The sequence below is a fragment of the Paenisporosarcina sp. P4_D4 genome (assembly GCF_056401835.1).
On sequence record NZ_JBFUIO010000001.1, the window covers coordinates 38,247 to 56,688 of the forward strand.

Annotated in this window: 18 protein-coding genes and 1 riboswitch; of the genes, 13 read left to right on the forward strand and 5 right to left on the reverse strand. The window is 42.2% G+C overall.

All coding sequences use genetic code 11. The features are described from left to right. The first annotated feature begins 31 nt into the window (after positions 1-31). From AC1DSL_RS00200 to AC1DSL_RS00210, 3 genes are all read left to right on the forward strand, one after another. On the forward strand, positions 32-1,804 hold the full coding sequence (locus AC1DSL_RS00200) for a mechanosensitive ion channel (RefSeq protein ID WP_477530784.1): 1,773 nt from the start codon (positions 32-34) through the stop codon (positions 1,802-1,804). A 117-nt stretch (positions 1,805-1,921) separates the two neighbouring features. Further along, positions 1,922-2,086, forward strand: coding sequence for a plastocyanin/azurin family copper-binding protein (locus AC1DSL_RS00205; protein ID WP_477530893.1), 165 nt, complete (start codon positions 1,922-1,924; stop codon positions 2,084-2,086). Between the two features lie 84 nt (positions 2,087-2,170). Continuing rightward, a complete protein-coding gene (locus AC1DSL_RS00210) occupies positions 2,171-2,641 on the forward strand; it encodes a DinB family protein (protein WP_016428407.1) in 471 nt (156 codons plus the stop codon). An 859-nt stretch (positions 2,642-3,500) separates the two neighbouring features. On the opposite strand, the gene AC1DSL_RS00215 is transcribed toward AC1DSL_RS00210, so the two are convergent. The 5 genes from AC1DSL_RS00215 to AC1DSL_RS00235 all read right to left on the reverse strand — a co-directional run bounded on the left by AC1DSL_RS00215 (position 3,501) and on the right by AC1DSL_RS00235 (position 6,991). Next, a complete protein-coding gene (locus AC1DSL_RS00215; RefSeq protein WP_016428406.1) occupies positions 3,501-4,139 on the reverse strand; it encodes a response regulator transcription factor in 639 nt (212 codons plus the stop codon). Then, entirely contained in the window at positions 4,114-5,163 is a 1,050-nt protein-coding gene (locus AC1DSL_RS00220; protein WP_477530785.1) for a sensor histidine kinase, read from the reverse strand. The genes AC1DSL_RS00215 and AC1DSL_RS00220 overlap by 26 nt, the downstream gene beginning before the upstream one ends. Beyond that, a complete protein-coding gene (liaF, locus tag AC1DSL_RS00225; RefSeq protein WP_477530786.1) occupies positions 5,160-5,861 on the reverse strand; it encodes a cell wall-active antibiotics response protein LiaF in 702 nt (233 codons plus the stop codon). Before liaF ends, AC1DSL_RS00220 begins: the two co-directional genes overlap by 4 nt. A gap of 113 nt (positions 5,862-5,974) precedes the next feature. Beyond that, positions 5,975-6,622: a PspA/IM30 family protein gene (locus AC1DSL_RS00230; RefSeq protein WP_477530787.1), complete on the reverse strand. Its 648-nt coding sequence runs from the start codon at positions 6,620-6,622 to the stop codon at positions 5,975-5,977. A gap of 12 nt (positions 6,623-6,634) precedes the next feature. Beyond that, a complete protein-coding gene (locus AC1DSL_RS00235; protein ID WP_342542248.1) occupies positions 6,635-6,991 on the reverse strand; it encodes a lmo0954 family membrane protein in 357 nt (118 codons plus the stop codon). Between the two features lie 193 nt (positions 6,992-7,184). Here AC1DSL_RS00235 and AC1DSL_RS00240 point away from each other — a divergent pair, with 193 nt between their 5' ends. From AC1DSL_RS00240 to AC1DSL_RS00285, 10 genes are all read left to right on the forward strand, one after another. Next, positions 7,185-8,354 carry a thiolase family protein gene (locus tag AC1DSL_RS00240; protein WP_477530788.1) on the forward strand — a complete coding sequence of 390 codons (1,170 nt, stop codon included), beginning with the start codon at positions 7,185-7,187 and terminating at the stop codon, positions 8,352-8,354. Further along, positions 8,351-9,121 carry a 3-hydroxyacyl-CoA dehydrogenase gene (locus AC1DSL_RS00245; protein WP_477530789.1) on the forward strand — a complete coding sequence of 257 codons (771 nt, stop codon included), beginning with the start codon at positions 8,351-8,353 and terminating at the stop codon, positions 9,119-9,121. Before AC1DSL_RS00240 ends, AC1DSL_RS00245 begins: the two co-directional genes overlap by 4 nt. Before the next feature lie 12 nt (positions 9,122-9,133). Next, complete coding sequence (locus tag AC1DSL_RS00250; protein ID WP_477530790.1) at positions 9,134-10,282, forward strand: acyl-CoA dehydrogenase family protein; 1,149 nt, start codon at positions 9,134-9,136, stop codon at positions 10,280-10,282. A 45-nt stretch (positions 10,283-10,327) separates the two neighbouring features. Further along, positions 10,328-10,879 carry a nucleotidyltransferase family protein gene (locus tag AC1DSL_RS00255; protein WP_477530791.1) on the forward strand — a complete coding sequence of 184 codons (552 nt, stop codon included), beginning with the start codon at positions 10,328-10,330 and terminating at the stop codon, positions 10,877-10,879. 272 nt (positions 10,880-11,151) lie between these two features. Then, positions 11,152-12,441: a DUF4139 domain-containing protein gene (locus tag AC1DSL_RS00260; RefSeq protein WP_477530792.1), complete on the forward strand. Its 1,290-nt coding sequence runs from the start codon at positions 11,152-11,154 to the stop codon at positions 12,439-12,441. Between the two features lie 4 nt (positions 12,442-12,445). Beyond that, positions 12,446-13,537 (forward strand): metallophosphoesterase, encoded by a 1,092-nt coding sequence (locus tag AC1DSL_RS00265; RefSeq protein ID WP_477530793.1) that lies wholly within the window; start codon positions 12,446-12,448, stop codon positions 13,535-13,537. 69 nt (positions 13,538-13,606) lie between these two features. Then, positions 13,607-14,218 (forward strand): DedA family protein, encoded by a 612-nt coding sequence (locus AC1DSL_RS00270; RefSeq protein ID WP_016428395.1) that lies wholly within the window; start codon positions 13,607-13,609, stop codon positions 14,216-14,218. Positions 14,219-14,227: 9 nt separating this feature from the next. Further along, positions 14,228-15,055, forward strand: coding sequence for an undecaprenyl-diphosphate phosphatase (locus AC1DSL_RS00275; protein WP_477530794.1), 828 nt, complete (start codon positions 14,228-14,230; stop codon positions 15,053-15,055). Between the two features lie 261 nt (positions 15,056-15,316). Continuing rightward, a complete protein-coding gene (locus AC1DSL_RS00280) occupies positions 15,317-15,772 on the forward strand; it encodes a hypothetical protein (protein WP_016428393.1) in 456 nt (151 codons plus the stop codon). An 80-nt stretch (positions 15,773-15,852) separates the two neighbouring features. Further along, a riboswitch (cobalamin riboswitch) is annotated at positions 15,853-16,028 on the forward strand. Between the two features lie 181 nt (positions 16,029-16,209). Then, on the forward strand, positions 16,210-18,435 hold the full coding sequence (locus AC1DSL_RS00285) for a ribonucleoside-diphosphate reductase subunit alpha (RefSeq protein ID WP_477530795.1): 2,226 nt from the start codon (positions 16,210-16,212) through the stop codon (positions 18,433-18,435). Positions 18,436-18,442: the final 7 nt, after the last annotated feature.

The following is an 18,442-nucleotide window of genomic DNA, read 5'->3' on the forward strand; positions in this document are numbered from 1 at the left end:
ATAATTTTGAAATTTCAAAGGAGGACACGCTATGATGGATCGTTACTATTGGAGAGATACTCTCTCATTTTTACCAGAACTTTTGCTAGCTTTATTGGTATTATTAATAGGGTTTTTCGTGGCAAAGTTCTTAGAAAATCTTACTTACAAAATGTTACGCAAAGCTCGTGTTAATGAGCGATTAGGAAATAAAAACGAAAAATGGACAGTAGAAAAGATTATCAGTAAAGTTGTCTTCTTCGTCGTGCTGATTCTAGCCTTTGTATTATTCTTCAATATTCTAAACTTGAATGCTATGGCAATGCCGTTTGTTTCCATGTATTCAGGCTTAACAGGTGCTTTCCTTAACATTTTGAAAGCCGGTTTAATCTTATTATTTGCTTGGGTCTTAGCAACAGTTGTTAAGAAAGTCATTCAAATGGCTGGCAACAAGCTGAACCTGAACAAATATGTTGCGAAAACAGGTATGGAACCAAATCCTGCCGATCAAGCTAAATGGACTGATACAGCAGCTAACGTTGCTTATTATCTTATTTTCTTACTCTTCATTCCAGCGGTACTAAATGCTCTTGGAATTGATGGATTAAGTGGACCGTTTGAAGGAATGCTTGCTAGCTTCTTCAACTTTATTCCTAAGCTAGTATCTGCGGCAGTTGTATTCTTTATTGGTTGGTTTGTTGCGAAACTAGTTCGTAATTTACTAGAGAAGTTTTTACAATCAGCAGGTGCAGACCGCTTGGCAGATCGCTTGAACATTTCTTCTTTCTTTGAAGGGACAAGTATTTCCAATGTTGTAGGAATAATCGCGTTTATTCTAATCATGATTCCAGTATCCATTACTGCTCTTGAAATTTTAGATTTAGACGGAATTTCTGGTCCCGCAGTCGGTATGTTGAACGACATTTTGGCAATGTTGCCGAAAATCGCAATTGCTATCATTCTAGTATTGGTGGGAATTGTTGCAGCTAAATGGGTAAAAGACATTGTGGTTTCATTGCTAGAAAAATTGGGTGTCAATTCAATTTACGGTAAAATGGGCTTCAAATCAGGTGCTGGTTCAGCTCCATCTTTCGCTTCTCTACTTGGTACAGTCGTACAAGTAATTATTATCTTATTGTTTGTTGTAGAAGCTTTACAACTACTTGAACTAGAATTTATGGTTACATTAGCAACTGGTATTTTTGCATACTTGCCATCAGTAATCGCTGCAATCATCATTTTGGCAGTTGGTTTCTGGTTAGCAAATATGGCAGAACAATTAGTAGGCGGTGTGATGAGTCATTCTTCAGGAACACCACACGCATTACGATATGTTGCCAAATATGCAATTCTTGCATTCGCATTCTTTATGGCTCTAGATCAGTTGGGCATTGCAGCTTCGATTATTAACTCTGCGTTTATCCTAATCTTAGGCGGCGTGGCATTAGCATTCGGTCTGGCATTTGGTTTAGGCGGACGCGAACATGCAGCTCGTTATTTAAGTAAGATGGAAAAGAGTTTGCAAGATGCTGAAGTGTCAAAAGAAAACTATAAAGCTGAAAAAGAAACAATTAAAGAATCATTGAAAGAATCTTTCCAACCCGAGAAAAATAAAGAACAAAGTTTACGTGGGTTTACACCACATGTAGATGAAGTGAATCCTACTAACCCAGTGGAACCAGTTGATGAAGGATTTAACACGCCTTCACCGCATGAAGTTTATCCATACGATGAAACTCCTCCAAATGAAGGATCTTCATTCAACAAGGACGCTCATGATAGCTGGAACAGCACGAAACCAAAAGATGATCCATTTCGACCTTAAGTATTAAAACAGCAACTCCATAATAGGAGTTGCTGTTTTTTTCATAAATAGAGAGACGATGTTGGACCCAAGACCTTAACTGGAGAGTTCTCGGTTTACTGAGAACCGTATCCGGTGATGAAAATGAAAGTGAATGTGGAAGAGGACGCTTCAAATTCCGTGGAAGTCAAACTCGATATTACCGATTACGCTTTTAGTGAAGAAAGCATTACCATCTCTCCTGGAACAGTCATTACGTGGACAAATCAGGATTCCGCCCAACATAATGTGGCGTTTGAATAAAACATGGTATTGAATTTTTTTTGTTTCCTTTTGTAATAGATTCAGCTACGCTTAATTGATACTGAATCTAAAAGGGGTAATGACATGGAGACATTAGGTCAATTAAACTTTGCACGAATTTATACGCAAGGGCATTTGCAATCAGTAAAGGATGAACAATGGGATATCCAACCTGAAGGGTTTCACAATACAATCCGTTGGCACGTCGGTCATATTTTTGTATCGATGGAAAATTTAGTTCATCGTGGATTGCCTGAATATGAGGTTGTTCATCCTGAATGGGCTAAGTTATTTGGATCTGGAACAAAGCCATCTGATTGGACAGATGCCCCACCAACGAACGAGCAATTGCTGAGTGCTTTGGCAGAACAACCTGCTAGAGTCAAAGAATTCCTGACTGGAAAACTAGATCAACAAATGCCAGATGTAATGTCCTTAGGAAAATTCCATGACATGGCAACGGTTGAGGCAGTTATTCAATTTGCTATCTGGCATGAAGGGGTTCACGCAGGCATCATTTTTGCATTGAATAAAGTGACGGCCGTATCGGAGTAATTAAAGCATAGAAGAGGTGACTTTGACAGAAACAATGTCAAAGTCATTTTTTTTGCGCGTTCAAATTGTGTGGAAAAGATGAATTTTTGAAATGAGAGTACGAATTCTAGATAAAGTTTAGTGAAATGTAGATATCGCTTGCCGAAATGTAGATAAACCATCGTGAAATCTCGATAACGACTCGCGAAATGTAGATATCACCAAAAAAATGTGGCCAGTTGGGATACCAACTGCCACCATCACAAGCGCGTTCAAATTGTGTGGAAAAGATGAATTTTTGAAATGAGAGCACGAATTCTAGATAAAGTTTAGTGAAATGTAGATATCGCTTGCCGAAATATAGATAAACCATCGTGAAATCTCGATAACGACTCGCGAAATGGAGATATCACCAAAAAATGTGGCCAGTTGGGAAACCAACTGCCACCATCACAAGCGCGTTCAAATTGTGTGGAAAAGATGAATTTTTGAAATGAGAGTACGAATTCTAGATATAGTTTAGTGAAATGTAGATATCGCTTGCCGAAATGTAGATAAACCATCGTGAAATCTCGATAACGACTCGCGAAATGGAGATATCACCAAAAAAATGTGGCCAGTTGGGAAACCAACTGCCACCATCACAAGCGCGTTCAAATTGTGTAAAAAAGATGAATTTTTGAAATGAGAGTACGAATTCTAGATTAAGTTTAGTGAAATGTAGATATCGCTTGTCGAAATGTAGATAAACCATCGTGAAATCTCGATAACGACTCGCGAAATGGAGATATCACCAAAAAAATGTGGCCAGATATCAGCCCGCGAAATCGTGAAAACATCTCTCGCAAATAAAAAACAACCTTCCAACTGGAAGGTTGTTTTAATTTTTTGGAACTAGATCTTGCTGAAACGCATAGACGACTGCTTGGGTGCGATCTTGCACCTCGAGCTTGGAAAGAATATTGCTGACATGTGTTTTAACGGTTTTCAAGGCTATAAACAATTCATCTGCAATGTCTTGATTGCTGCGGCCTTTAGCCATTAATAACAGGATTTCGTGTTCGCGATCAGTCAACTCATCGTGTAGCGGACGACTTTGCCCTTGACGCATTCGTTTCATCATTTTGTTTGTGACTTCAGGCTCTAAAACCGCCTGACCAGACAATGTATCGCGAATGGCATCGGCGATTTGTTTTGCTTTGGATGTCTTCATTACATAACTGACAGCACCTGCTTCAAGAGCTGGGTACACTTTATCATCATCAAGGAAACTCGTGACAATCATGATTTTCGCTTGTGGCCATTGGGCAATTATTTCTTTCGTGGCTTCTGCGCCATTCATGATGGGCATGACCATATCCATCAGCACGATATCCGGACGCAGGGACAGTACCAGATCAACAGCTTCCTTACCATTGACAGCTTCGCCGATTACGTCCATATCCGATTGTGCCTGTAAGTATGCGGACACGCCTATTCGGACCATTTCATGATCATCCACGAGTACGATTCGTATCATCTGTTTCCAATCCTTTCTCAACTGGGACTTTTACTTCCACTATCGTTCCTTGTGATGGGATTGAAACAACCTTGCTTGTTCCACCCATTTCAACTGCCCGTTCTTGAATATGATGCAACCCGTATGAACCTGTTTTGCCTTCATCATTCATAAATCCAATTCCGTTATCCTGTACACGGAATATAGCAAGGCCATCTCTCTCCACAAAGAGAATGCCGACTTCAGTGGCGTTTGCATGGCGCAAGGTATTGGATAGCGTTTCTTGTGCAATGCGGAATAAGTGGTCTTCCGCACCTTTGGAAAGGGAGATATCCTCAAGTCGGAAGCGGATGGTGAGGTGCACCTTTTGTTGCAATTCAAACAGTAATTCTTCCAGACCATGAGCCAATGATTTATTATGAAGCGCTGCAGGACGCAAATGGAGCAAAAGGGCACGCATTTCAAGCTGTGCTTGCTGGACCATTTTTTCAGCTTGTGCCAGTGGTTTGGGAACGTCGTTTTCCTGCTGTTCCGTAATTGACGATAATAGCATGGATGCAGCGAATAATTGTTGGGAAACAGAATCGTGAAGTTCCCGTGCTAACCGCTGGCGTTCCTGAATGATGCGTTCCTGAATTCGCTTGTCTTCGCCTTCTGCCCGTTCGTCTGACATTCGTTGCAAACTTCTTTTTTGCGTAGCAATCAGCGTTGTCACATCACTCAAAGTCTTAGTTAACTTGGGGGAAACTTTTGGAGCAGCCAATCCATCATTTTGTTGATCAGTATTCGTGACGACCTGTAAATAGTTGTCGATCGCTCGTTCTCTTTTTCTTGCCACCTGCGTGCTGGAGAAAGTGGTGCCTATGCTGATGCTGAACAGTAAAATTGCCATCCATATGGAAATAGGTAAATCCCCTTCTTCTACTGACCACAAAGGAAACCATGTTCCGTATGAAGGCCATCCTAAAATATACGTTAATAACCCCACAACGAATGCGATAAGAATTAAAAATAAGAGTAAAGTGCGTCCGATGAATCCACTCATTTGCGAGTCACCTCTACATCTCCAAGCCAAGTCGATACAGCGATGACCAATTCAGACGTTGCGTTACCTTGAGCTTCTGCATAGCCATCTTGAAGGACAATCGATTGATTCCATAAACGTCTTTTACTGGAACCAAAAAGTCGAGCGTCTCCGAGTAGTGTTGTGTAATGGATTCGCACAGGGATTTCATAAGGAACGGCCACACTGATTTTTCCAATACCTTGTCGAACGGAAACTAGTGAAGTACCTTTTGGTAACACAGTTTGGGTCGTATCAATTGTGATGTTCCCGTAAATACCTTGAATGTGAACATCCTGCCATTCATATGCCTGGAAAGGTGTAGATTGAACTGAAAAGAGTTTGTTCTGAATGATTGCGTTCGATGTTTCTAGATCACTGAGGAATGGCTCAATGACTTGTTGAGTTTCATCACCCTTCCAAAGTCGCACTAAAATATACACCATGGTTGCGGCAATTAATAAGCGTAAACTCCACATGGAAAGCAAGGCGATTCCCAAAAAAGCGATACCACCCCAGAAAAATAAGCGGCTTCTTCTGCGTAAACTAATATAAATTAACCCGATACCAAAAAGAACGAATAACACACTTCCATTGTGGAAGAACATCGCCTCGATAAATATAAGAAGCAAGGCAGCCAATAGCCAAAATGTAATGCGTTCAGTTGAAAAACGTTGCAAAGCTATTCCTCCTTTTTCGTAACAGCTTAGCCTCTCCCACAAGTAAATCGAAGGAGGTATTATATGCATTAAAAGGAGAAGGACAGGCGCCTTCTCCAATTCTTTACTTTATTTTACACAATTTCAGATTGAGGTTGTTCTTTTTTTTCTAGCATTTCCAATCTGCGTTCCATGGATGATACATCATGCTGTTTTTCAATGCGTTGACCCAGTCGTTCGATGTACTGTTCCATTTCATCAAAGGCCAATAACCTTTTTTCACCGTTCTTTGCAGCTTCAGGTTGAAGGACGCGGTCCATTTGGTGATGGGCACGAGTGACATTTTCTTTACCCATTAACTGTAACTGGCGAACTTTCATATCTTTCAGTTTGTGTTTCATTTCTTCAAACTTTTGCTCAAGCCCAAATAATTCCTCAATTGTCCGAGAAATACTTGCTTGTAATACGTCTTTTCGGTTCGTATAGGCTGTAACTTCTGCTTTTGCAAAATCAATTAATTCACCTTCATTTGTTTGTTGGGCAAGCTCTAATTGGGAAGAGCGTTTTGCCAGCATTTCTGTAGTCTCTTGTAGTTCTTTTTCAAGTTCTGCTTTTAATTGCGCTTGGCGTTCAATCCATCGACCCGTTTGTTCTGTTTGTTTTTCTGCTTCACGAATATATTGATTTAACATGGCGATGGGATTTTTCTGTTCCTTTTTGTCAAATACGTTGTGCAGATCTGCTTCGAATGCATACTTGAATCGTTTCCATAATGTTGTCATGTGTTTTTCCTCCTATTTGTTTAGTTCGTTCCATTGTTTTTCAAAGTTGATAAAAGGGTCTGAAGATGTTGCAGTCATTGGCGCTGAGAAGGTAATCGGTTGTTGTTTCCATTCACGAATGACATACCATAATCCAGCAATCGCCAGAATTCCGAAGAAACCGGGCACATTCGCAACGGCTGTCAGTAGCCCAATAATTCCGACCGCTATCCATGAAATTTTAGCCAGCTTAGATCCTCCTTTTAAATAAAAATGCATCCCTGCGAATACAAGCAACGCGGATAATGCAAGACCTAAAAGTGGTCCTAAATTGACAAGCGCCACAATACCTGCGATTACCCCAACTACGATTAATCCAAATTTTTTCATGTGTTTGTCTCTCCTTTCAAATTGTAAGTTAATCGTACCAACTCGCCATGAATCACCAAACGGGCTTAGAATGCATTTTTTACTAAGACCTGAGACTTAGAAGATTCTAAGAAGAGAGTAGAAAATTTCACGATAGTTCTGTAAAATAATAGTGAGTGAATATTCATTCAATTCCGTTAAAAGAGGTGTAACGATGAAAGAAGTCGTGATTATAGAAGGAATACGTACTGCAGTCGGTCGGAGAAAAGGGAAATTTGCACAAATGCGACCAGACGAATTGGCCGCAATTGTTTTGGGAAAATTAGTCGAACTGGCCGGAATTGAAAAAGGCGACGTAGAAGACATTATTTTAGGGTGTGTCTCTCAAGCAGGTGAACAAGGAGGCAACATTGCAAGAACAGCGGGATTGATAGCTGGCTTTCCGACCAAAGTTCCTGGGACGACGATCGACCGTCAATGTGGTTCCAGCCAGCAAGCGGTGCATTTTGCCGCACAGGCAATCGCATCCGGCGACATGGATATTGTGATTGCGGGTGGTGTTGAAAGCATGACACGGGTACCGATGTTTTCAAATATGGGAGACGCCAAACCAAGCAAGAAACTAACGGAGCAATACGAAATCATTAATCAAGGATTGTCTGCCGAACGAATTGCAGAAAAGTGGGATTTATCCCGGGAACAATTGGATGCATTTTCTGTACAAAGTCATGAACGTGCCTTTCAGGCGATTGCCGAGGGTCGATTCGAAAGTGAAATAGTACCAATAGAAGTGACAAACGAAGATGGATCAACTGAGCTGTTTTCTGTTGATGAAGGTCCAAGAGCAGGAACTACTCTTGAAACACTGGGTGGTTTGAAAACGGTATTTGATGAAAAGGGACGAATTACCGCAGGCAATGCTAGTCAAATGAGTGACGGCGCTTCAGCAGTATTGTTGATGTCGCTTGAAAAAGCAAAGGAATTGGGACTAACACCTCGTGCGCGCATTCATACCCGTGTTGTTGTTGGATCAGATCCAACGCTTATGCTGACGGGTCCAATTGCAGCAACGCAAAAAGTATTGGAGAAAGCAAAGCTCACCATCGAAGATATGGACGTATATGAAGTTAATGAAGCCTTTGCTCCAGTGCCGCTTGCCTGGTTAAAGGATACAGGTGCTGATCCGTCTAAGTTAAATCGCAATGGGGGTGCAATAGCACTCGGTCATCCATTGGGCGCATCAGGAACGAAACTGCTTGTCACTTTGTTGCATGAGCTGGAACGCACAAATGGACGATATGGACTTCTAGCGATTTGTGAGGGGATGGGTATGGCGAACGCCACCATTATTGAGAGATTGCCAGAATCGGAGGGACAGTCATGATAACAGCAGAAGTCATTGCCATCGTAACGGGTGGAGCATCAGGACTTGGAGAAGCCACTACACGCCGATTGGTCGCTCAGGGTGGGAAAGTCGCCATTTTTGATTTGAATGAAAAACGTGGGCAAGCAATGGTTAAAGAATTAGGTGAAGAACAAGTAGTTTACTTTCAAACAAATGTCACGGATGCTCAGCAAGTTGAACAACATGTAGCAGAAGTGGTGGCACATTATGGGAAGGTCAATGCGTTGATTAGTTGTGCAGGCATCGCGACGCCCGGCAAAGTAGTATCACAGAAAGGTCCGCTTGCACTTGATCGCTTCGAACAAGTTATTCAAGTGAATCTAATCGGCACATTCAACGTATTGCGTGTTGCTGCTCATGCCATGCAACAAAACAATCCGAACGAAGAAGGGGAACGAGGTGTCATCATTAACACTGCTTCCGTCGCAGCTTTTGAAGGTCAAATTGGCCAAGTGGCATACAGTGCTTCTAAAGGCGGTGTCGTTGGCATGACGTTACCGATTGCCCGTGAATTTGCTAGAGACGGCATTCGTGTTATGGCGATTGCCCCAGGTCTAATCGAAACGCCGTTGTTCGAAGGTTTGCCTGAACCAGCACGAGTTTCCTTGGCAAGTTCCGTGCCATTCCCGAATCGTTTAGGAAAGCCGAGTGAATATGCGCAATTAGTAGAAAGCATTTTAATAAATCCAATGCTTAACGGCGAAGTGATCCGTTTAGATGGTGCCATTCGCATGCAACCAAAATAAGGAGGAGTCTTGATGGGGAAATACCGTTTTGAGACTGATGAGCACGTGATGTTCCGCAAGTCGCTTCGCAAATATTTGGAAAAAGAAGCTGCTCCTCATTACGAACAGTGGGAAGAAGACCGTATGATTCCTAAATCATTTTGGCGGAAGCTTGGCGACATGGGTTATTTAAGCCCACAAGTTGAAGAGAAATATGGCGGACTGGAAGTTGATTTCCGATACGCTGTCATCATCGGTGAAGAGATGGAACGTGTTGGAGCGAGCTTGACAGGTGTTGGATTGCATAATGATATCGTGGTTCCATATATTGAAGCGTACGGAAACGACGAACAGAAAGCTCGCTGGCTGACGGGATGTGTAACAGGCGAGCATATCACCGCTATTGCCATGACTGAACCAGGGGCAGGATCTGATTTGGCGGCGATTCAAACAACTGCTGTTCTTGATGGTGATACGTATATCGTAAATGGTTCCAAAACCTTCATTACGAATGGCATCAATGCGGATCTAGTTGTAGTTGTCGTGAAAACCGATACACAAATTGAACCGAAGCATCGCGGAATCAGCTTGCTGGTAATCGAGGAAGGCATGGCTGGGTTTACGCGTGGACGCAAGCTGAACAAAGTCGGCATGCACGCGCAGGATACAGCAGAGCTGTACTTTGAAGATTGTCGAGTGCCTGCTAAGAACCTGCTTGGCGAAGAAGGAAAGGGTTTCACTTATTTAATGGAGAAGCTCCAACAGGAAAGATTAATGGTGGCAATTTCCGCTCAAACATCTTCTGAAGATATGGTCGAAATGACACTGGATTATGTGAAATCCCGCAAAGCATTTGGCAAACCAATCGGAGCGTTCCAGAACACGCAATTCAAGTTAGTTGAAATGAGCACCGAAGTTGAACTTGGTCATTCATTCCTTGAATCGTTGATTGAAGATCATATGGCAGGGAAAGACATTGTCTCAAAAGTGTCCATGGCGAAGTATTGGCTGACGGAAACTGCCAAGAAGATTTCCGGTGAATGCTTGCAATTACACGGAGGCTACGGCTATATGGAAGAATATAAAATTGCAAGGCGTTATCGAGATATTCCAGTCGCTTCGATTTATGCAGGCAGCAATGAAATCATGAAAGTGATTGTCGCGAAGAAAATGGGGCTGTAGATGAGGGCAAACAGGATCCATGAAGATGATTAAAAGAGGTTCAAAATGAAATTATCAAATGAACAAGAAATTGTAGAAGCCATTTCTAATGACGAGTGGATGATGAATGTTATCAGACAAGCAGCTACACTAGAGTTACCCGACTGGTGGATATGTGCTGGATTCATAAGAGGAAAAGTATGGGATGAATTACACGGATTTTCTGAAAAAACCATACTTCCAGATGTGGATGTCATTTATTTCGATTCGAAAAATTTGGACGAACACATTGAAAAACTCTATGAAAAAGAACTAATTAAATTAGATTCAACCATTCCTTGGTCCGTTAAAAATCAAGCAAGGATGCATACTTTGAACAAGGTAGAACCCTATATATCCTCAATAGATGGGATGTCAAAATTTCCAGAGACAGCCACAGCTATTGGCATAACTTTTGATGACAAAGGGGAACTTCATTTATGCGCTCCACATGGAGTCAGAGACTTATTAACAATGAAAATCTCTCCCACCCCTTATTTTGAAGGGTCGCAAATATATTTTGATAGAGTTAAGCGAAAAAACTGGTCAGCAACATGGCCCTTAGTGAAAGTAGAGTAAGCGGCAGGGCTTTTTCTGTCGCTTTTTCAATTACTACTATTGTTATCGAATGAATTATCCGTAGCATTCTGACAGTGCGTTAAACGATCAGTGTGGAAGCGCGAATAGAAAGGGAGCAACCGCGAATAGAGTAATATTTTCACTCCCAAACCTCAGGCATATTCTAGAATGTTTCAAAGAATGGAATCGCCTTGTCTTTCATACAACGTATCGCAAAGGGATTTAACGCATATCATGATATACTTTCCAAAAACAACGAGGAGGTGTCTCTTATGCCGACCAATATCCCAGCGAGCCTGACGAAAGACTTGGCGCTGACGATTTACAATGCTGGATTTGCGTTAATTCAAGAAATCCGCTCCATTCCTCCACTTTCAGACGATCATATCATCTACTATTCGGACGTACCACAACGGATTGAATCGAATTCCGTTCAGGTGAAAGGTCTAAAAGTCACAGAGCTTACTTACGAATATGACTTGATGGATCGACTCAAGTTGCTGGAGAAATATGTTGGGCATCAAATCAGAATCGTCAATAAGAAAACAGGCGAAGAAAAGACATACCTTCTGTTAAGCGTCCAAAATGGTTTGGTCCTTGCAGACATGCTGACAAGAGAAATCGTTCTTGATGCAGAAGGGGAGATCCGCTTGCCGGACGGTCCGGAAGAAGTGATGTTAAAGCCCACACTCGTTTGGCGTTTTGAAGAACAAACGGCAGAAGATGTACGGGTTACGTATTTAACGCGGGGGCTAAGTTGGGAAGCGGACTATGTGGCACAAGTTAGGGAGAATGATTTTGATTTGACAGGATGGGTAACGATGACGAACAACTCGGGCATGACGTTTGACGATGCGACAATAAAACTAATGGCGGGGACAGTGAACCGAGCACCAATTCGCATGCAAAAAACGATGAGTTTTGAGCAGGGTGCCATGGCCGAAATGGAACCGGAACGTCAGGCATTTGGAGAGTACTATCTATATACGCTCCCTGAAAGACTGACGCTGGAGAATCGACAGCAAAAGCAAGTTCAACTTTTTTCTGCCTACAAAATCAAATCGCACACGGTATATGAAGTGGATGCGTACAGTGCCCATCCAACAGTGTACTTAACGTTCCGAAATGATGCGGAAAACGGCCTTGGATTCCCACTTCCAAGAGGGAGATTCAAATTGTACAAAGAAAATCCAAAGGACGGTTCTTCTGAATTTATCGGAGAAGATTACATCCCGCATACGGCTGCTGGCGAACTAGTCCGCATCAAATCAGGGGAAGCTTTTGATGTCACGGTGGAAAGTGATGTTGTGGCTAAATACAAGAAAGACGGCTATGAGTATGAGGAAGTCGTATACTTGATTCGCAATCAAAAAGACCACCCGATTGAACTTATCATCAATCATGGCACAAGCTATAGCGTATTTGATGTAGTTGAATCAACACACACTTGGAAACGGAAAGATAACGATATACAAATCTTTGTACCGGTTCCTGCAAAATCTGAAGTGAAAGTGGCATTTACGATTCGGTATGACCGGAGACAAGATGTAAAGGTGAATTAGCATCATGAAACGTATCAGTATGGGCACTCTTATTCTAGCAATTTATACACTACTTGTTTTTTATTTTGGCTATAACACGTATCAGTGGCTCCAAACGTGGGCCCTGCCGGTTCATCCCGTGTTGTTTGGTCTCTTCTGGTTTGTCTGTGCTTTTGGCTACATCATCGGCAAGTTTAACCATGGGCTTAAATATTTTAGTATCATCGGGTCGTACTGGTTCATTGTAATGCAGTACGGCTTGATTTTATTTCCTCTGGCAACGCTTGTTTATTTGATATTGCCTTCCAAGCAAACGATTTTTATTACAGGAAACATCGTGGCGTTTATTTTTCTGATTATTTTCATCGCAGGGACATATATGGCATTTTCACCGGTTGTTCGCTATAAGACAATAAATATCAACAAGGATTCTGGTTCGCTTCGCGAGTTAAAGTTGGTACTAGCATCTGACTTTCACTTAGGTCTTCTTTCCAATAAAAAGCACTTGCAGCGTTTTGTGAATTTGGCTAACGCAGAGCAGCCGGACGTGGTGTTGCTTGCAGGTGATTTGGTGGATGATGATCCGATTTGGTTTGTGAAAGACGGGATGTCCGAGGTCATGAGGCAGTTGAAGGTGACATATGGTGTTTACGGCGTTGTAGGAAATCATGAGTATTACGGACGTAAAATTCCGCTTCTTGTGGAAGAAATGAAGGGAGCGGGCGTCCGGATGTTGCTGGACGAAACCATTTGTGTGGAAAATGCGTTCTATGTAACGGGCAGGGAAGATGCGACGAATGGGAAGCGACAGTCTTTGGAGAGTTTGAAGCCAAAGTTGAATGAGCTTCCATGGCTTGTGATGGACCATACGCCTTTTGATTTAGACACGCCTGCTGAGCTCGGAGTGGATGTACATGTATCAGGGCATACGCACCGTGGGCAGATGTGGCCGAATCATTTATTCACACGTCGTTTATTTGAGCTTGATTATGGGTATAAACTTAAAGGTCAGTTGCACGCTTTTGTGTCATCTGGCTTCGGGTTTTGGGGTCCGCCGCTTCGATTGGGTTCGCGTTCGGAGCTTTGGTCAATCAAAATTACAGTATCGTCGAAATAAATATTGGGAAAAGCCCATTAATCTTGTTACGATAGAAGTTGGAAAGAAATTGTTGCTTGGAGGCTGGACATGGAAAACTGGATTACTGATATTATGAGCCAGTACGGCTACATAGGTATATTTTTACTAATCATGCTTGAAAATATTTTCCCACCTATTCCGTCAGAAGTGATTTTGACGTTTGGTGGTTATATGACAACGCAATCGAGTATGACGGAAATGGGTGTCATTTTGGTTTCGACTGCAGGTTCTATCGCAGGGGCTGTGATTCTTTATGGAATCGGTCGAATGTTGGATGTAAAACGCTTGGAGAAAATCGTGGATCGTTATGGACGTGTTTTACGTTTAACGAGAAAAGATATTTACAAAGCAGATAGCTGGTTTGATAAATATGGCATTTGGACTGTATTGTTTTGCCGCTTGATTCCATTGATTCGCAGTCTGATTTCGATTCCTGCCGGGATGTCGAATATGAAATTTGGATTGTTTTTGTTATTTACGACATTAGGAACACTTATTTGGAATACGATTTTAGTATCGGTCGGAGCAGCGGTGGGCGATAACTGGGAATCAATCGTTGGCGTAATGGACGTGTATTCAAATATTGTTTACGTCTTGCTTGTACTTGCAGGACTTGCCGTAATCTGGTGGTATTTACGATTCCGAAAAAGAAGAGCATAAGGAGATATTATGGAACTATTTGATTTGCTTAAAGCGTTAATATTAGGATTTGTTGAGGGGATGACGGAGTTTGCACCCGTTTCTTCTACCGGACATTTAATTATTGTGGACGATATGTGGTTAAAAACATCTGAGTTTCTTGGGAAACCTTCGGCTAACTCGTTTAAAATCTTTATTCAGCTTGGATCGATTTTGGCGGTAATTGTGGTGTTCTGGAAACGTTTATTCAGTTTGGTTGGTCTTTATAAAATGAAAGATACAACTACAGGCTCAAAGTTAAAATTGACGCATGTAATTGTAGGTTTAATCCCGGCGGGTGTGCTAGGCGTATTGTTTGAAGACTTTATCGACGACAATTTATTCCGTACCGAGACGGTATTAATTGGCTTGGTTATTGGTGCGATTTTAATGATTGTGGCTGATAAATTCGGACCTAAAAAACCGAAAACACAGACGTTGGATCAAATTACATACAAGCAGGCATTCACTGTTGGGCTTGTGCAATGTTTATCGTTATGGCCAGGTTTTTCTCGTTCGGGTGCGACCATTTCAGGTGGTGTATTGTTCGGGATGAGTCACCGGACGGCAGCTGATTTTACATTTATCATGGCTGTTCCGATCATGTTCGGTGCTAGCTTCTTGTCCCTTTTGAAAAACTGGGAGGATATAAATCCAAGCGATACTTCGTTTTATGTCGTAGGATTTATCAGTGCTTTCGTATTTGCGCTGATTTCCATCAAGTTCTTCCTGAAGTTAATCGAACACGTGAAATTGACGCCATTCGCAATTTATCGATTGGTATTGGCGGCAGTGTTGTTCGTGATTTATGTTCTATAATGGATTCGAAAACGGTCTCAATATGAGGCCGTTTTTTTGTTTGTGGAAAAGAGGAGAATCCGCGAGTTTTTCTGTGATGCGCAAATAGAATGGTGGAAACAGCGAATAGAGTTAATTTAAGGCTTGAAAGGAAGCAGACTGTTTCTGTCGAATATAATTGGTTAGACTAGCAAACACATTTACATAGGATACGAAATAACGTCTACTTTGCCCAATGGGTAATAAGTGAATACAAAGAATTGAGAAAAGGGGATAGACAACATGACTGAGACGATAAGTATCGATCACCGTACAATCGCGGTTCGATTGTTTAATGAAACATGGGATTTGATGGAGAAGAAAGACCGAACAGGTGATGAGGATTCACAAATGCTGGAGAAGGCATATGCTTCGCTCTATCATTGGCGCCAAATCGGCACAAAGCTTAATTTGGCTAGAGGCTATTGGCAAGTGTCCCGTGTCCATGTCATTCTCGGACAAGGTGATACAGCATATTTTTACGGCGTGGCGGGTACAGAACTATGTGAAGCGGAAGGATTTGGCGATTTTGATTTAGCCTTTGCTTATGAATCCATAGCACGTGCAGAAAAGTGTAGGGGCAATTCTGAGTCAATGAATATTTGGTTGGCACGCGGGCAAGTAGCGGCCGAAAATATCGCGAAAGAACCAGACAAAAAATATTTTTTAAGCGAATTGGCTAGTGTAGATAAGGGTTGAACGAATTCAGCGATGATTCATCGGTTGTAAGAAAAAACACTATATGTTAGATTGGATATTATGTAAAACACAATATATAGTGTACAAACGAAAAAGAGGTACCAGTAATGGTTTAAAAGGGAATTCGGTACATGCCGAAGCTGTCCCCGCAACTGTAAGTGTAAACGACTGTACAAAGTCCACTGTGCATCAGCATGGGAAGGGTACGGAAGGATAATGCACGAGCCAGGAGACCTGCCTTTTTTTTCGATGAAGCAACACTTTCTTCGGGGGTTGAGGAGTGGAAGCGAGCTATTTGTAGCGAGCGAAATTCCATTTTCTCTCAAACCAATTCTACTCCTTTCCATTCTTTCAATCTTGAGCGATGGCTCAGCCGAAGAGGCTGTTCCATCGCTTTTTTGTGTTTCTGAAATTGTTGAATTGGAGTGGGTATACATATGGTACAAAAGGTATTAACAGACAAAGAAATACTGATAGATCAACTGCTGGAGCAGTTTAAAGAGAATGAGTTGGCTCCCTTGTTGCATGCCAATGAAAAATGGCTGAAGAAAAATCCACAAGCAACCGATGAACAGTGGTCAAAAGCCATGGTAATGGAGTCACTTAGTCATCTGGATGAAGAGCAACCATACTGGACTTTCGTCGCTGCTCGTGTTTACTTGGCACAAGTTTACAGCGAAATCGCTGTAAGACGAGAATGTTCAAGTCAAAATGTGTATAAGGATTTTGAGAAACACCTTCAGCGCTTATCGGACAAGGGTTTATATAATGCCCGTCTCCTGAAGACCTATAGTAAAGAAGAAATCAAAGCATTAGGTGAAGTGCTTGAACCGGAACGCGATGGACTATTCACATATATTGGATTAAAGACATTGATGGACCGTTACGTGGCAAGAGATTACGACCTTTCACCCGCAGAGCTACCGCAAGAACGATGGCTCATCATTGCTATGACGTTAATGCAAAACGAAACCGAGAATCGCTTGGAGAAAGTGAAGGAAGCATACTGGGCAATGAGTAACTTGTATATGACCGTTGCAACACCTACCCTTTCCAATGCAGGGAAGCCAAATGGGCAATTATCGAGTTGCTTCATCGATACAGTTGACGACAGTCTTCAAGGGATTTATGACTCGAATACAGATGTTGCCACGCTATCGAAATATGGCGGTGGTATAGGCATTTACATGGGGAAAGTGAGAAGCCGAGGTTCCTCAATCCGAGGATTCAAGGGAGCATCGAGCGGTGTGCTGCCGTGGATCAAGCAATTGAATAATACGGCGGTCAGCGTGGATCAACTCGGTCAACGACAAGGAGCGATTGCCGTTTATTTGGATGTGTGGCATAAGGACATCTTGCCTTTCCTTGATTTGAAGCTAAACAACGGGGATGAACGATTGCGCGCACATGATATTTTCACAGGTGTGTGCCTACCGGATGTTTTCATGGAGAAAGTCGAAGCACGCGAAGAATGGGCACTGTTTGACCCGCATGAAGTACGTACTGTCATGGGTTATTCTCTAGAAGATTTCTATGATGAAACCCGGGGGGAAGGTACTTTCCGAGATAAATATGAAGAGTGTGTAGCGAACGAACAGTTGTCGAGAGAAGTAGTGCCGGCCATTGATATTATGAAACGCATCATGCGCAGCCAACTGGAAACAGGTGTGCCATTTATGTTTTATCGAGACGAAGTAAATCGAAGAAATTCAAATAAACACGAAGGCATGATTTACAGCAGTAACTTGTGCACGGAAATTTTTCAAAATATGAGTGCGACAGAATTTGAATCGATCACGTTGGAAGACGATGTCATAGTCACGCGCCGTAAGCCTGGTGATTTTGTCGTGTGTAACTTGTCCTCCATCAATTTAGGAAAAGCAGTTCCGGCTGGTGTGTTGGAAAGATTGATCGAAGTGCAAGTACGCATGCTCGACAATGTCATCGATCTGAACATGATTCCAGTGCCACAGGCAGAACGAACAAACGCAAGATACCGTGGAATCGGTCTTGGAACATTTGGTTGGCATCACTTATTAGCGCTGAAAGGAATTCGATGGGAATCTGACGAAGCGGTAGAATTTGCGGATGAATTGTATGAGGAGATTGCTTATTTGACAGTACAAGCATCCATGAATATCTCTCGTGAAAAAGGACCTTATCCATTATTTGTTGGATCAGCATTCCATACGGGAGAGTACTTTGAATCGCGTGGTTACGATTCATTGAAATGGCGTGAACTTCGTCTGGATGTTGCCATGAATGGCGTGAGAAACGGGTATCTCATGGCCGTCGCACCGAATTCTTCCACGTCGATATTGGCAGGAAGTACAGCAAGCATCGATCCTATATTCCAAAAAAGCTATTCGGAAGAGAAGAAAGACTACAAAATTCCGGTAACAGTACCTGACTTGAATCAAGAAACAACATGGTTTTATAAGTCCGCGTACTTCATCAATCAGCATTGGACATTAAAACAGAACGCTGCACGACAACGCCATATCGATCAAGGGGTATCGTTAAATTTATATGTACAAAACACAATTAAGGCGAAAGAATTGCTGGACTTGCATCTGGATGCGTGGGCAAGTGGTTTGAAAACGACCTATTATGTGCGCTCCACATCGGTGGAAATGATGGAATGTGAGTCTTGCTCAAGCTAAGGAGGAA